General features: G+C 72.4%; 12 protein-coding genes. 6 read left to right on the forward strand and 6 right to left on the reverse strand.

The annotated features are described in order from the left end of the window. Positions 1-13 precede the first annotated feature (13 nt). On the reverse strand, positions 14-1630 hold the full coding sequence (locus AB0I06_RS29125; protein ID WP_363121810.1) for a carboxyl transferase domain-containing protein: 1617 nt from the start codon (positions 1628-1630) through the stop codon (positions 14-16). Between the two features lie 87 nt (positions 1631-1717). Here AB0I06_RS29125 and AB0I06_RS29130 point away from each other — a divergent pair, with 87 nt between their 5' ends. The 3 genes from AB0I06_RS29130 to AB0I06_RS29140 all read left to right on the forward strand — a co-directional run bounded on the left by AB0I06_RS29130 (position 1718) and on the right by AB0I06_RS29140 (position 4920). Next, entirely contained in the window at positions 1718-2311 is a 594-nt protein-coding gene (locus AB0I06_RS29130; protein WP_363121811.1) for a TetR/AcrR family transcriptional regulator, read from the forward strand. Between the two features lie 524 nt (positions 2312-2835). Continuing rightward, positions 2836-3993 carry an acyl-CoA dehydrogenase family protein gene (locus tag AB0I06_RS29135; RefSeq protein WP_363121812.1) on the forward strand — a complete coding sequence of 386 codons (1158 nt, stop codon included), beginning with the start codon at positions 2836-2838 and terminating at the stop codon, positions 3991-3993. A gap of 45 nt (positions 3994-4038) precedes the next feature. Beyond that, positions 4039-4920, forward strand: coding sequence for an acyl-CoA thioesterase II (locus AB0I06_RS29140; RefSeq protein WP_363121813.1), 882 nt, complete (start codon positions 4039-4041; stop codon positions 4918-4920). On the opposite strand, the gene AB0I06_RS29145 is transcribed toward AB0I06_RS29140, so the two are convergent. Both AB0I06_RS29145 and AB0I06_RS29150 read right to left on the reverse strand, forming a co-directional pair. Next, entirely contained in the window at positions 4913-5701 is a 789-nt protein-coding gene (locus tag AB0I06_RS29145; protein ID WP_363121814.1) for a phosphatase, read from the reverse strand. The genes AB0I06_RS29140 and AB0I06_RS29145 overlap by 8 nt on opposite strands. A 183-nt stretch (positions 5702-5884) precedes the next feature. Beyond that, positions 5885-7642 (reverse strand): helix-turn-helix domain-containing protein, encoded by a 1758-nt coding sequence (locus AB0I06_RS29150; RefSeq protein WP_363121815.1) that lies wholly within the window; start codon positions 7640-7642, stop codon positions 5885-5887. A 201-nt stretch (positions 7643-7843) separates the two neighbouring features. Here AB0I06_RS29150 and speB point away from each other — a divergent pair, with 201 nt between their 5' ends. After that, positions 7844-8824, forward strand: coding sequence for an agmatinase (speB, locus tag AB0I06_RS29155; protein WP_030838119.1), 981 nt, complete (start codon positions 7844-7846; stop codon positions 8822-8824). Next, on the forward strand, positions 8821-10506 hold the full coding sequence (locus tag AB0I06_RS29160; protein WP_363121816.1) for a thiamine pyrophosphate-binding protein: 1686 nt from the start codon (positions 8821-8823) through the stop codon (positions 10504-10506). Before speB ends, AB0I06_RS29160 begins: the two co-directional genes overlap by 4 nt. A 16-nt stretch (positions 10507-10522) precedes the next feature. Here AB0I06_RS29160 and AB0I06_RS29165 read toward each other — a convergent pair whose 3' ends face one another. The 3 genes from AB0I06_RS29165 to AB0I06_RS29175 all read right to left on the reverse strand — a co-directional run bounded on the left by AB0I06_RS29165 (position 10523) and on the right by AB0I06_RS29175 (position 14185). Next, a complete protein-coding gene (locus AB0I06_RS29165; RefSeq protein ID WP_363121817.1) occupies positions 10523-11125 on the reverse strand; it encodes a hypothetical protein in 603 nt (200 codons plus the stop codon). 200 nt (positions 11126-11325) lie between these two features. Continuing rightward, a complete protein-coding gene (locus tag AB0I06_RS29170) occupies positions 11326-11913 on the reverse strand; it encodes a hypothetical protein (RefSeq protein WP_363121818.1) in 588 nt (195 codons plus the stop codon). A gap of 145 nt (positions 11914-12058) precedes the next feature. Continuing rightward, entirely contained in the window at positions 12059-14185 is a 2127-nt protein-coding gene (locus tag AB0I06_RS29175; protein WP_363121880.1) for a glycosyltransferase family 39 protein, read from the reverse strand. A gap of 231 nt (positions 14186-14416) precedes the next feature. Here AB0I06_RS29175 and AB0I06_RS29180 point away from each other — a divergent pair, with 231 nt between their 5' ends. Further along, complete coding sequence (locus AB0I06_RS29180) at positions 14417-15268, forward strand: serine hydrolase (RefSeq protein WP_363121819.1); 852 nt, start codon at positions 14417-14419, stop codon at positions 15266-15268. Positions 15269-15325 lie beyond the last annotated feature (57 nt).

A 15325-nucleotide genomic window follows, 5' to 3' on the forward strand; every position in this document is an offset into this window, starting at 1 on the left:
GTCGTCCGTCCCCTCACATCCGGAAGACGCCGAACTGGGGGTCACCCAGGGGCGCGTTGGCGCAGGCGGTCAGGGCCAGGCCCAGGACCTGACGGGTGTCCATCGGGTCGATGACACCGTCGTCCCAGAGGCGGGCCGTCGCGTAGTAGGCGTTGCCCTGGCGCTCGTACTGGGCGCGGATCGGGGCCTTGAAGGAGTCCTCGTCCTCCGCCGGCCAGGACTCGCCGCGGGCCTCCAGCTGGTCGCGCTTGACCGTGGCGAGGACCGAGGCGGCCTGCTCGCCGCCCATGACCGAGATCTTGGCGTTCGGCCACATCCACAGGAAGCGGGGGGAGTACGCCCGGCCGCACATCGAGTAGTTGCCCGCGCCGTACGAGCCGCCGACCACGACCGTGAGCTTCGGCACGCGGGTGCAGGCCACGGCCGTGACCATCTTGGCGCCGTGCTTGGCGATGCCGCCCGCCTCGTAGTCCTTGCCGACCATGAAGCCCGAGATGTTCTGAAGGAACACCAGCGGGATGCCGCGCTGGTCGCACAGCTCGATGAAGTGGGCGCCCTTCTGGGCGGACTCGGCGAACAGGATGCCGTTGTTGGCGACGATGCCCACCGGGTGGCCGTGGATCCGGGCGAAGCCGGTGACCAGGGTCTGGCCGAACTCGGACTTGAACTCCGCGAAGCGGGAGCCGTCGACGACCCGGGCGATGATCTCGCGCACGTCATAGGGGGTGCGGGAGTCGACCGGGACCGCGCCGTAGAGGCCGTGCGGGTCGACCTTGGGCTCGACGGGGTCGGTGACCTCCCAGGGGAGGGGGCCCCGGGCCGGGAGGGTGGAGACGATCGTGCGGACGATGCGCAGGGCGTGCGCGTCGTTCTCCGCGAGGTGGTCGGTGACGCCCGAGACGCGGGAGTGGACCTCGCCGCCGCCGAGCTCCTCCGCCGTGACGACCTCGCCCGTGGCCGCCTTCACCAGGGGCGGGCCGCCCAGGAAGATCGTGCCCTGGTTGCGGACGATCACGGCCTCGTCGCTCATCGCCGGGACGTACGCCCCGCCGGCCGTGCACGAGCCGAGGACGGCGGCGATCTGGGGGATGCCGGCACCGGACAGGCGGGCCTGGTTGTAGAAGATCCGGCCGAAATGGTCGCGGTCCGGGAAGACCTCGTCCTGCATGGGCAGGAACGCGCCGCCGGAGTCCACCAGGTAGACACAGGGCAGGCGGTTGTCGAGGGCGACCTCCTGGGCGCGGAGGTGCTTCTTGACCGTCATCGGGTAGTAGGTGCCGCCCTTGACCGTGGCGTCGTTGGCGACGATCACGGTCTCACGGCCGCTGACCCGGCCGATGCCGGCGATGACGCCGGCGGCCGGGGCCTGGCCCTCGTACAGCCCGTCGGCCGCGAGCGGGGCGAGCTCCAGGAAGGGTGAGCCGGGGTCGAGGAGGGTGTCTACGCGGTCGCGGGGGAGCAGCTTGCCGCGTGCGGTGTGGCGGGCGCGGGCCTTCTCGCCGCCGCCCCGGGCGGCTGCGGCCAGCTTGGTGCGCAGCTCCTCCACGAGGGTGCGGTGCGCCTCCTCGTTGGCCCGAAAGGCCTCCGACGCGGGGTCTGCCGCGCTCGTGAGCTCCGGTGCCTCGTGCATCCTGCGGGTCCCCTCACCTTGTTAATGAGCGTTAACGCATTTCCTTCAGGTTAACGAGCGCTAACCTCGCTGTCTAGAATTGATTTCATGGCCACCAGAACCGACGCCCCCACCCGCCGCGAGCAGATCCTCAAGGAGGCCGCGCGGCTGTTCGCCGAGCGGGGCTTCCACGGGGTCGGAGTCGACGAGATAGGTGCCGCGGTCGGGATCAGCGGGCCCGGGCTGTACCGGCACTTCGCGGGCAAGGACGCGATGCTCGCGGAGCTGCTGGTGGGGATCAGCGGGCAGTTGCTGACCGGGGCGAAGCGGAGGCTGGCGGAGGCGGACGGGGGTGGGGCGGAGCAGGTGCTCGACTCGCTGATCGAGGGGCATATCGACTTCGCGCTCGATGACCGGCCTCTGATCACCCTGCACGACCGGGAGCTGGATCGCCTCCGGGACAGCGACCGGAAGATGGTGCGGCAGTTGCAGCGGCAGTACGTGGAGCTGTGGGTGGGGGTCGTACGGGAGGTCTACCCGGGGTTGGGTGAGCCTGCGGCCCGGTCGGCCGTGCACTCGGTGTTCGGGTTGCTGAACTCGACGCCGCATCTGGGGAGGGGTGGGGTGTTGCCCGGGCGGGGGGCGACGGCGGAGTTGCTGCATCGGATGGCCCGGGGGGCGTTTGCGGCGGCGGGGGATTAGGGGGGTTTGCCCGCCCACCCGCCCGTAGCGGTTGGCCAGGAGGCCGGGCTCGGTTCGGGGCTCCGCCCCGGACCCCGGCGGGGGCTTCGCCCCCTGCGCCCCCGGAGTTTGCCCGCCCGCCCGCCCGTAGCCTGTTGGCCAGGGGGCCGGGCTCGTTTCGGGGCTCCGCCCCGGGCCCCGGCGGGGGCTTCGCCCCCTGCGCCCCCATGGTGGCTTCGTCCCCTGCGGCGCCCCCACATTGGCTTCGCCCCCCGCACCCCCATGTTTGCGCCATCCGCCTGCCCGTAGCTGTCGGCCGTGGAGTGGGCCCGTTCCGACGCTTCGCCCTCGCCCCCAGCGGGGCTTCCCCCCCGCGTGGGGTATGTGGCACCGGGGCGTTCGGGATGGGGTTCGTTGGGCGGTCGAGGGCCGGGGCCACCCCCAGCGTGACGAGCGTTACCCCACCCCCACCCTGGACCGCCCCAATACTCGCCGGTATCTTTGGCTGAGCAAGCGCTTAGACATGAGGTCGTGGAGGTGGCGGCGTGCGCCGTACGGTTTTCAACGAGGATCACGAGGCGTTCCGGGAGACCCTTCGCGCCTTCATCGAGGCCGAGGTCGTACCGGTGTACGACGAGTGGTTCGCGGCGGGTCAGGCGCCCCGCGACTTCTACTACAAGCTCGGTGAGCTGGGCATCTTCGGCATCAACGTGCCCGAGGAGTTCGGCGGCGCGGGCCTGGAGAGCCACAAGTTCGAGGCCGTGCTGTACGAGGAGACCGCTCGCGCCGGTGTCCAGTTCGGCGGCTCCGGCGTGCACGTGCTGCTCGCGCTGCCCTACATCAAGATGCTCGCCACCGACGAGCAGAAGAAGCGCTTCCTGCCGAAGTTCGTCACCGGCGAGGAGATGTGGGCCATCGCGATGACGGAGCCGGGCACCGGTTCCGACCTCGCGGGCATGAAGTCCACCGCCAAGCTCAGCGAGGACGGCACGCACTACGTCCTCAATGGCGCCAAGACCTTCATCACCGGCGGCGTGCACGCCGACCGTGTGATCGTCTGCGCCCGCACCTCGGCCCCGACCGCCGAGGACCGCCGTCACGGCATCTCCCTGTTCGCCGTGGACACCAAGTCCGAGGGCTACTCCGTCGGCCGCAAGCTCGACAAGCTCGGCCTGAAGACCTCCGACACCGCCGAGCTGGCGTTCGTCGACGTCAAGGTGCCCGTCGAGGACCTCCTCGGCGAGGAGAACAAGGGCTTCTACTACCTCGGCCACAACCTGGCCTCCGAGCGCTGGGGCATCGCCTTCGGCGCCTACGCCCAGGCCAAGGCCGCCGTCCGGTTCGCCAAGCAGTACGTGCAGGAGCGCACCGTCTTCGGCAAGCCGGTCGCGCACTTCCAGAACACCAAGTTCGAGCTGGCCGCCTGCCAGGCCGAGGTGGACGCCGCCGAGGCCGTCGCCGACCGCGCGACCGAGGCCCTCGACGCCGGTGAGCTCACCCCCGCCGAGGCCGCCTCCGCGAAGCTGTTCTGCACCGAGGTCGCCCACCGCGTCATCGACCGCTGCCTCCAGCTGCACGGCGGCTACGGCTACATGAACGAGTACCCGATCGCCCGCCTGTACGCGGACAACCGCGTCAACCGCATCTACGGCGGTACCAGCGAGATCATGAAGTCGATCATCGCCAAGGACATGGGCCTGTAAGGCCCCAGACACCGGCACGCGATCACTGGCCGGTACAACTACCTCATGAGCCAGGCACTTCAGGACCTCCTCGATCTGCTCGACCTGGAGCAGATCGAGGAGGACATCTTCCGCGGCCGGTCCCGGTCCGCCGTCGTCCCCCGGGTCTTCGGCGGACAGGTCGCGGCCCAGGCACTCGTCGCCGCCGGGCGGACGGTCCCCGCCGACCGGCCCGCGCACTCACTGCACGCGTACTTCCTGCGTCCCGGAGACCCCGGCGCGCCCATCGTCTACACCGTCGACCGGATCCGCGACGGCCGCTCCTTCACCACCCGCAGGGTCGTCGCCGTCCAGCACGGCAAGCCGATCTTCCACCTCTCGGCGTCCTTCCAGACGTACGAGGACGGGCTGGACCACCAGGAGCCGATGCCCGCCTCGCCCGACCCCGAGACCCTCCCGACCGGCGAGGAGCGGCTGCACGCGTACGGGCACCTCGACCCCGTCGTGGTGGAGAAGTTCCTCGAGGCCCGCGCCTCCGTCGATCTGCGGTACGTCGACGAGCCGCCGTTCGGCCGCTTCGGCGAGCCGCGCGAGCCGCACTCCCAGGTGTGGTTCCGCACCAACGGCAAACTGGCCGACGACCCGCTGCTGCACGTCGTCCTCGCCACCTACGTCTCCGACATGACCCTGCTCGACTCCGTGCTGCTCGCGCACGGGCGCGGCGGCTGGGCCGTCGGGGACGTCGTGGGGGCCTCGCTCGACCACGCGATGTGGTTCCACCGGCCGTTCCGCGCCGACGAGTGGCTGCTGTACGACCAGGAGTCCCCGTCCGCGTACGGCGGCCGGGGACTGGGGCAGGCGCGGATCTACACGCAGGACGGGCGACTGGCCATCACCGTGATCCAGGAGGGCGTGGTCCGCGTCCCGCACGAGCCGGGTTCTAACTGAGGCCCGCCTGCGCCAGCAGGTACGCCGTCATCGGGTCGTAGTGGCGGGGACTGACCACGTGGTCGTCGAGGGGCACCGTCACCTGCACGGTGCCCTCGGCCTCGGCGATGAACAGGGCCGGGTCGTTGCAGTCGGCGTAGCCGACGGAGTCCACGCCGTGCTGGCCGGCGTATCCCGCCCAGCCGTGGTCGGCGACGACCAGGTCGGGCAGCGGGCGGCCCTCGCGCTCCAGGCCCTTGAGGATCGCCTTCATCGGTTCGCCCGAGTGGGTGTGCCACAAGGTGGCGCCGTGTTCCAGGACGGCCACGTCCGCGAACTGCATGACGTAGCCCTCCTCGGTCGTCAGCCCGTCCGGGATGACGACGATCTCGCAGCCGGCCGCGCGCAGCGCGGACGCGGTGGCGCGGTGCACGTCGAGCAGGCCTCCGGGGTGGCCGGTGGCGAAGAGGACGCGCTGCTGCCCGTCCGCCGCCTTGCGCAGCCGCCCGGCCATCCGCTCCAGGCCGTCGACGGTCAGCTCCGGGTCGATGGTGTCCTGGCCGTACCGGTACTCGGGGTCGTCGTTCACACCGACCCGCTCCGCCATCACCGCGAGGACGTCCTGCTCGTCGTTCCAGCGGTCGCCGAGTTCCAGCCCGAACCAGTAGTGGCGGTCGCTGTTCGCCAGCTTGCGGTAGTGGGAGAGGTTGTTCTCGCGGGGGGTGGCGACGTCGCCCGCGATGCGCGTCCTGACGAGGTGTTCGACGAGTTCGGCGCGGCTGGGTGTCCCGGATATCGGCATGCCATCCATTGTGAGGCAGCCGCCGGGGGGCGTCCCTGGCGTATCGCACGCTGGGATGTGCGTCACGTACTCAGCGGGACCCCGTTCACGTACTCAGCGGAACCGGCCCGCGTACACGGCGGAACCGGCCCGCGCACATGGCGGAACCAAGTCCGCGGACATGGCGGAACCCGGCCCACGTCCTCAGATCCGGCGCAGCGCGAACCAGAGTTCCATCCGTGCGTCCGGGTCGTCCAGGTCCGTCTCCAGCAGGGCCGCGCAGCGGGCGACGCGCTGGCGCACGGTGTTGCGGTGCACGGACAGGGCGACGGCGGTGCGGTCCCAGCTGCCGTGCAGGGAGAGCCAGGTGCGCAGCGTCTCGGTGAGCGCGGGATGGGCCAGGACGGGGGCGAGGAGCGCACGGGCGTGGGCCGCCGCCTCGCCGGGCGGCACCAGGTCGGCCAGAGCGGGGCGTGCGCCGTGCCGGAGCAGCGGGACGCGGGTGGCGCGGGCCCGTGCCAGGGCGCGGGCGGCCTGGGTGCCGGCGACGGGCCAGTCACGCGGTTCCACCGCCGCGCTGACGCCCAGGGTCCAGCCGGGCAGGGGGGCGGCCGGTGCCCGGTCGGCCGGGACGAGGGCCCGTACGACGTCGCCCGCCGGGTCGACCAGGGCGGACCCCAGCGCGGCGCCCAGCGCGGAGGCCGTGACGGGGTCGGGGCTGCCGTCCCCGTCCGGCCGGGCCGCGACGACGACCCACGGCCCGTCGCCGAGCAGCGGCGCGACCTCCTCGGGCGGCACACCCAGCAGCATCCGCACCAGCGCGGAGGAGCGGGCGGCTCCGGTGCCGCTCTGCTGCTCCCCGGTGAGCAGCGACAGCAGCACGGCGGCGACGGAGGCGACGGTGTGGTCACCGGGCGCACGCCGGGCGATGGCGACCCCGAGCACGAAGCCGTGCCCGGCGCCCAGGCCGTACGCGGCGAGGTGCAGCCCGGCGACGGAGTCGGTGGCCGAGGAGGGGGCCGGGCGGCCGGATTCGGCGGTGGTGGAGGAGGGAGCCGGGCGGGCGGGAGCGCCGGGTGCTGCCGCCGTGGGGCGCTGGGGCCGGGCCCGGGGGCCGGGCTCGGGCGGCCGTGGCACGCTCGCGGGTGAGCTGGGGCCGGGCCGCGGCGCCGCGCCGGGCGCCGGCGTCGACGAGGCCGGTCGTACGACCTCCGCCAGCCGGGTCAGTGCCGCCCGGGCGTCGTCCCCGGGCATCCGGCCCGCTGTCGCGATCTCCGTGCCCTCCGGGCCGTACAGCACCGCCCAGCCGCCCAGCCGTTGTGCGAGCTGCCGGAGCACCGACGGGACCGGGTCGGGGCTGGACGCGGCGGCGGCGAGGCTCTGCTGCGCCTCGGTGACGTGGCGGAGTTCGGCCAGGCGGGCCCTGGCCATCAGCTGCCAGACCGCGCGGGCGACGCCCGAGAAGGTGGTCCGGGGCGGTACCTCCAGCAGCGGCAGGCCGTGGGTCTCGCAGGCCGTGACCAGTGCCTGCGGCACGGTGTCGTGCACCGGGGCCACCCCGAAGCCGAGGGCGGCGCCACCCGCCGCCACGATCCGGGAGACGTAGTCGTCGAAGTAGGAGGCCCCCGGACCCGCCGTCTCCGGTCCCGCCGCCGTCCCCGGGCCTGCCGTGCCCGCTCCCGCCGTCCCCGGGTCCGTTTCCGGGCCCGCCGTCCCGGGGCTTGCCGCGTACGGTCCCGCCACTCCCGAGCCAGCCGCCCCCGGGATGTGCACGCCGGCGCTGAGCAGCAGCTCCCCGCCCAGCAGATACGGATACGGGTCCGCCATCTCCGAGGTGTGCACCCAGTGGACGACGACACCCTCCGCGGGCGGCCCCGCGAGCTGGCGCAGACCCAGGTCCTCGCGGGCCAGCAGCGCGGTCAGAGGGACGGGGGGAGTGGGCGGCACCGCCGGGTCCGGCATGGTGTGCGTTTCCTCCATCCAGGCGGGCTCGAATGGATGAAACGTACACTTCGCAGCCGCTCTCCGGCCACCTAAGGTCTGGCGCGAGCGCCTCGCCGGGCGATCATCCGAACGCGCGTCCGAAACGGCCCCGGCACCCCAGTAAAGTCGTACCGCAAGCAGTACATACGCGATGAAGCGTAAGAAAGAAGGCATTACCTCATGAGCAGCAACGAGACCCCGCGCGGGCCCGTCGACTCCTCCCGCGTCCCGCGGTACGCGGGTCCCGCCACCTTCGCCCGGCTGCCCCGGCTGGACGAGGTCGGCCGGGCCGATGTCGCCGTGGTCGGCGTGCCGTTCGACTCCGGTGTCTCGTACCGGCCGGGCGCCCGCTTCGGCGGCAACGCGATCCGCGAGGCGTCCCGGCTGCTGCGCCCGTACAACCCGGCGCAGGACGCCTCCCCCTTCGCCCTCGCCCAGGTCGCGGACGGCGGCGACATCGCCGTGAACCCGTTCAACATCAACGAGGCCGTGGAGACCGTCGAGGCCGCCGCGGACGACCTGCTCGGCACCGGCGCCCGGCTGATGACCCTCGGCGGCGACCACACCATCGCGCTGCCCCTGCTGCGTTCGGTCGCGAAGAAGCACGGCCCCGTCGCCCTGCTGCACTTCGACGCCCACCTCGACACCTGGGACACCTACTTCGGCGCCGAGTACACGCACGGCACCCCGTTCCGCCGCGCGGTCGAGGAGGGCATCCTCGACACCTCCGCCCTGTCCCACGTGGGCACCCGCGGCCCGCTGTACGGCAAGCAGGACCTCACTGACGACGAGAAGATGGGCTTCGGCATCGTCACCTCGGCGGACGTCTACCGGCGCGGCGCCGACGAGGTCGCCGACCAGCTCCGCCAGCGCATCGGCGACCGGCCGCTGTACATCTCCATCGACATCGACTGCCTCGACCCGGCCCACGCCCCGGGCACCGGCACCCCCGAGGCCGGCGGCATGACCTCCCGCGAACTGCTGGAGATCCTGCGCGGCCTGGCATCCTGCAACCTGGTGTCGGCCGACGTCGTCGAGGTGGCCCCCGCGTACGACCACGCGGAGATCACGTCGGTGGCGGCCTCCCACACCGCCTACGAACTGACCACGATCATGTCGCGCCAGATCGCCGCGGCCCGGAAGGACTCGGAAGCCAAGTGACCCACGACCACGACCTGGTGCTCCGCCCCACGCCCGCCCAGACGGAGGCCGCCCTGAACCCTCCTCCCGGCCGCACCGGCGGAGACCTGGTCGTGGAGACGCTGGCCGCTCTCGGCGCGACGACCGTCTTCGGCCTGCCCGGCCAGCACGCCCTCGGCCTGTTCGACGCGTTGCGCCGCTCCGACCTGCGCTACCTCGGTCTGCGGGTGGAGAACAACGCCGGGTTCGCGGCGGACGCCTACGGCCGGATCACCGGAGAGGCCGCGCCGCTGCTGCTGTCGACCGGGCCGGGAGCCCTGACCTCGCTGCCCGCGCTCCAGGAGGCGGCGGCCGCCTCCGCGCCCGTACTGGCGATCAGCAGCCAGGTCCCGGTGGCGGGCCTCGGCGGCGGCCGGCACGGCTACCTCCACGAACTCCCGGACCAGGCCGCCTCGTTCCGGGGCGTGGTCAAGTCCGTCCACACCGTGCGCACCCAGTCGCAGATCCCCTCCGCGATCGAGGCGGCCTGGAAGTCGGCGCTGAGCGCCCCGCACGGCCCGGTGTGGGTGGAGATCCCGCAGGACGTGCTGCTCGCCCAGACGGCGATCCCCGTCGTCACCGGCGGCGACGCCTTCCCCGAGGAACTGGTGCCGCGCCCCGAACTGACCGCCGTCGCCGCCGACCTGCTGTCCAAGGCGGCCCGTCCGGCGATCGTCGCGGGCGGGGGAGTGGTCCGGGCGGACGCCTCCGGCAAGCTGAGGCAACTGGCGGAGCGGCTTCAGGCGCCCGTCGTCACCACCCCCGGCGGCAAGGGCGCGTTCCCCTGGAACCACCCGCTCTCCCTCCAGTCCTGGATCGAGGACCGGCACACCACCGACTTCCTCGAGGACGCCGACGTGCTCCTGGTCGTCGGCTCGGGCCTCGGCGAACTCTCCTCGAACTACCACACGTTCAAGCCGCGCGGCCGGATCGTGCAGATCGAGGCCGACCTCGGCAAGCTGGAGTCCAACCACCCGGCGCTGGGCATCCACGCGGACGCCCGGCTCGCGTTGCAGGCCCTGCTGGAGACGGTGCCCGCCCGCGAGGACGCGACGGCGGCGGACCGGGTCCGGGAGCTGCTCGCGAAGGTCGCCGACCGCATCGCGTCCCAGGAACTCACCCTCGAACAGAGCGTGCTGGCCTCCGTCCGCAGGGCGCTCCCGGCCGACTCCCCGTCCTTCTGGGACATGACGATCCTCGCCTACTGGGCCTGGTCGGCCTTCGACGCCAAGGGCCCCAACCACATGCACTCCGCCCAGGGCGCGGGCGGCCTCGGCTACGCCTTCCCGGCGGCCCTGGGCGCGGCGGCGGCCGACCCGACCCGGCCGGTCCTCGCCGTCTCCGGCGACGGCGGGGCCCTGTACTCCGTCGCCGAGCTGGCGACGGCCCGCCAGTACGGCCTGAACGTCACCTGGCTGATCGTCGACGACGGCGGTTACGGCATCCTGCGCGAGTACATGACCGACGCGTTCGGCGAGGCGACCGCGACGGAACTGACCCGGCCCGACTTCGTGGCCCTCGCCGAGTCCTTCGGTGTCCCCGGGGTGCGGACGACCCCGGAGAACCTGGAGCAGGACCTGGCGAAGGCGCTTGCCGCGCCCGGGCCTTCGGTGGTCCTGCTCCCGGCGGTGCTGCGGATGTTCGCGCCGACGCACCTGGGGTGAGCGCCGGCCGGACCGGCTAGAGACCGTCGCGGACCATCGCGGCGACGATGTGGACGTGACGGTCGGCCGCCGTGCCCGACCACTCGTTGTCGTAGTTCAGGCCGTAGGGCCAGAAGTGGCCGCCACCGGTGGAGATCTTGGCGCCGGAGCCGTCGTACTGCCTCACGAGCGCGGTGGCCTGGCCGCCGGTCCAGGTGCCGCCCCCGCCGAGCCGGGACCAGCCCGCGCTGGTCCCCACGCCGATGGTGTGGGCGATCTCGTGCAGGGCCGTCCGCTCGTTCATGTAGCTGCGGTTGCTGCCGAAGCGGATGGTGCCGTTGATGTTGCCGTCGGCGGTGGGGACGCCCGGCTCGTAGCGGACGGTGAGGGTTTTGCCCAGGTCGCTGAGGTTGTTGTAGCGGGCCACCGCCGCGTTCATCGCCTTGGTGATGAGGTCGTAGGCCGACCTCTGGTCCGCCGTGGGGTTGGCGGCCCGGACGAGGGACCAGGTGATGGTGGCCGCCGCGGCGCGCTCCCGGGCCGGGGCGGGCGGGGCCTGCGCGACGGCGGCCTGGGCGACGCCCGGCCCGGCCAGCAGGACGGCGGTCAGAGCGGCTACGAGTGCCTTGCGTGGACTCATGTGCGGATCCTCCTGTGGGGGGTGCCGTCACGAAACTTGCGAAACTTCGCACGGCGTTCGGGATCTCGGACAAACGGCCCTGCCGTTCACACAAAGTCCTTGTCTGACACGGCAGTTGGCGCGCTGTCGACCGCAAGTATCCCGGTGGGAAAGTCGGCGTCAAGAGGTCCGGCAGGGGTCTGCGAGGTCAGTCCGCGAGGTCAGTGGAACCAGAAGAGCAGCGTGTCAGGATTCGTCCCCCGCGCCCGCGCGCTCTCCCACTCCTCCGCCTCGACCCGCAGGGCGTCGGCGAACCGGCGTGCCGGGCCACGGAATTCGGGGTCGAGACGGTCGAGCACGCGCGTGTAGGCGTCGGCGAGGGCGGCGGCCCGCTGGGCCGGCAGCGTGCCGATCGCGGGCACCGCGTCGCCGGGGTGGGGCAGCCGCAGCGGCGGGCCGCCGAACAGGAACGTGCCGGGGAGCAGGTCGGACGGCACACCGTACCGGGCCAGTTCGTCGTCCATGGCGTGGAACCAGGACGGGCGGCGCCAGGCGCCGAGGTCGGTGGGGTCGGAGAAGTGCGCCGCGACGGCCTGGTAGAAGGCGTAGCTGTAGGCGGGGCACCGGTCGGCGCTCGGGGTGCCCTCGATCAGCTCGTCCAAAGCCCGGCTGATGGAGACGTCGAGGTCGATGCCCTGTTCCCGGAAGCGGGCGTCGGTCCGCTCGCACTCCCTGCGCACCCGGGCCAGCGTGCGCTCCTGCTGTTCGGTCCGCTCCACCGCCGTGAGCAGCCGCACCACCTTTCTCATGTCGCCGGTGCTCATCTCCAGGCAATAGCCCACCGTTCCGCTTCCCTTCACCTGTTCGCCGGACACCGGTGTACATGATCCGGGACGCGGGAACGGCCCCGGACCTGGAAGTCGGGGGCCGTTCGATCGTGCGGGGTTATGGGGATCAGCTGACGTCGGACGGGTCGAGACGGTAGACCGCCGACTGACCGGACCGGCTCGACGGGTTCGACTGGCTCGATCGGCTCGACCGCGTCGAGGATCCAGAGCCGGAAGTCCCGCCGTAGGCGCTCTCCTTCACGGCCGTGCCGTGCTTGCGCACCCACGCCGTGACCTCGGAACTGACGCCGGAGCCGCCGCCCGGGCCGCCGCCGAGCTGGATGTAGTGCAGTTCGCCCTGCCTCACCAGCTCCTTGAGCTTGGCGAGCGTCATCGCCTTGTCGCTGCCGGACCAGCCCCACATGGAGATGACGGGCTCCCCGCTGCTGAGGATCAACTGGGCGGCACCCTGCGAACTCGGCACCGCCAGCAGCCACGTGGCGCCGTCCTGGTGCTTCTTCAGGTAGGCGATCAGCTCACTGCTCGCACCGCCGCCCATGCCGCCGCCTATGCCTCCACCGGCCATGCCTCCGCCACCGGTGCTGGAGCCGGTGCCGGTGCCGCTCGGGGGCGTGCCGCCGGAGCCGCCGGCCCCACCGGGAGCCTGCCCACTCTGCCCGCCAGGAGGCATCCCGCCACCCGGGAAGTCCCCGCCCCCCGGCAAGCCCCCACCGGCCTGGGAGCCCCCACCGCCCGGCAAGCCCCCGCCGGCCTGGGAGTCGCCCCCTCGGCCGCCCCCACCCGGCATCCCCCTGCCGCCCCCGCCGCCCGGGCCGCCGAACCCGCTGCCCGTGGTCGGCCCCGCCGTCGGGTTCGTACCGCCCATGCCACCGCCCGCGCCGGACGACGGAACCGACCAGGCGTATGCGGCCGGACCCGCCACCGCCGCGACCACGGCGGCCGCCACCGACACCGCCAGCAGCCGCAGCCGCCGTGCCGAGCCGCCGGAGCGGAAGACGAGCAGGCCCACGACGGCCAGTGCCATGACGACCAGGACGGACGGCCAGAGCCAGGTGTTCCAGCCGGAGGCCCGGCGCAGCAGCACCGCCGCCCAGACGGCCGTGACGCCCAGCGCGAGGGGCAGTACCCACACCCACCGCCGGTCGGTGCGGAACGCCCGCAGCAGCAGCACTCCGCCGCCCCCGCACAGCGCCGCGACGCCCGGGGCGAGCGCGGTCGTGTAGTACGGGTGCATGGTGCCCTCGGCCAGGGCGAAGGTCAGGTAGTGCAGGACGGTCCAGCCGCCCCACAGCAGCAGCGCGGCCCGGGTGAGGTCCGTGCGCGGGGCCCGGCCGCACAGCACCAGACCGCCGGCGAGCGCGATGCCCGCGAAGGGGATCAGCCAGGAGATCTGGCCGCCGAGAACGTCGTTGAACATCCGGCCGAGGCCCGCGGCACCGGAGAAGCCTCCGCCTCCGCCCCCGCCGTTGCCCTCGCCTCCGAGGATCCGGCCGAGGCCGTTGTAGCCCATGATCAGGTTCCAGGCGGTGCCGTCCGTCGAACCGCCGATGTACGGCCGCTCCGAGGCCGGGACCAGGGACACGGCCGCGGCCCACCAGAAGCTGGAGACGGCCAGCACCACCGTGGCGAGGCACAGGTTCACGATCCGCTTCACCACCGCCGGCCGCGCCGCGAACAGGTAGACCAGGAACACGGCGGGCAGCGCGATGTAACCCTGGAGCATCTTGGTGTTGAAGGCGAGCCCGAAGCAGGCCGCCGAGCCGAGCAGCGGCAGCAGCCGTCCCTCACGTGTCGCGCGCAGGGCGAGAGCCGCACCGGCCACCATCAGGAACACCAGCAGGGTGTCGGGGTTGTTGTCCCGGTTGATGGCGACCGTGATCGGGGTGAGGGCCAGCACGAGGGCCGCCACGGCCGCCGCCGCGTGTCCGGACACCCGCTTCACGCAGGAGTGCAGGATCCAGATGGTGCCCAGGGCGGCCGTGATCATCGGCGCCATCATCTGCCAGGTGCCGTACCCGAAGACCCGGCAGGACAGACCCATGACCATCAGCGCGAGCGGCGGCTTGTCGACGGTGAGGAAGTTCCCGGCGTCCAACGAGCCGAAGAACCAGGCCTTCCAGCTCTCCGTGCCGCTCAGCACGGCGGCGCTGTAGAAGCTGTTGAGGCCGGATCCGGACAGGTTCCAGGAGTAGAGCACCGCCGCCAGGGCGAGGATCGCGAGCAGCGCGGGCAGGGACCAGCGCGGAGCGGCGGCGGTGTCCTCGGGCGGGACCGCAGGGGGCTCGGCGGCGCGGAGCCGGGTTTCGGTGGCAGATGTCACCCGAGCAGGGTGGGCATCCCCGATGGGAGGCCGCTGTGCCGGACCTGGCCGCCGCCTGTGAAACCGGCCGGCCTCCGATAACGACTCGTACAAGCCTTCCCCTGTCCTACAACCATTCGCCCGTGCCCGGGAGTCATGTGATGCATGACTTCTGGGATATCCCGCCGCGCGAGAGTGCTCGCCGTGGCCGTGGGTACGGGCGTCCTCGTGCCGCTCGTCGCCGCCGCCACGCCTGCCGCCGCCGCCCCTCCGGCCGTGACCTGCACGTCCGCCGACGCCGGGCTCGCCACCAAGCTGAAGAAGGACATCACCGCCGCGCTCGCCACCCGCAAGGGCACGGTCGCCGTCGGCCTCCACGACCGCAGCACCAACACCACCTGCACCCTGCGCGCGAGCTCCGCCTACGACTCGGCCAGCGTCGTCAAGGTCACCGTCCTCGCCACGCTGCTGTGGGACGCGAAGAAATCGAACCGGTACCTCACCGACCGCGAGAACACCCTCGCCAAGGCGATGATCACCAAGTCGGACAACGCGGCGACCTCCACCCTGTGGAAGCAGCTCGGCATGACGAAGATCAAGAACTTCCTCGCGGCCGCCGGCATGACGCAGACCAAGCCCGGAGCGAACGGCTACTGGGGCCTGACCCAGATCACCGTCAACGACGAGCAGAAGCTGCTGAAGCTCCTCACCGCCAAGAACGCGGTCCTGAGCGACAACTCCCGGACCTACATCCTCAAGCTGATGGGCCAGGTCGTCTCCTCCCAGCGCTGGGGCACGCCGTACGGAGTGCCCGCGGGCGTCACCGTGGCCGTCAAGAACGGCTGGCTGCAACGCTCCACCAACGGCTGGCGGGTGCACAGCGTCGGCGCGTTCAAGGGCGGCGGCCACGACTACGTGATGACGGTGCTCACCCACGGCAACAGCACGATGAACTACGGCATCGCCACCATCCAGGCCGTGGCCAAGGTCATCCACAAGGACCTGGCGGCCGGCTGACGGGCGGGACCGCCGGCCCGGTCCCACCCGGAAAACCAGCGGCAACTGTTACCGCGG

The organism is Streptomyces sp. NPDC050674 (genome assembly GCF_040654575.1).
Taxonomy (GTDB): domain Bacteria; phylum Actinomycetota; class Actinomycetes; order Streptomycetales; family Streptomycetaceae; genus Streptomyces.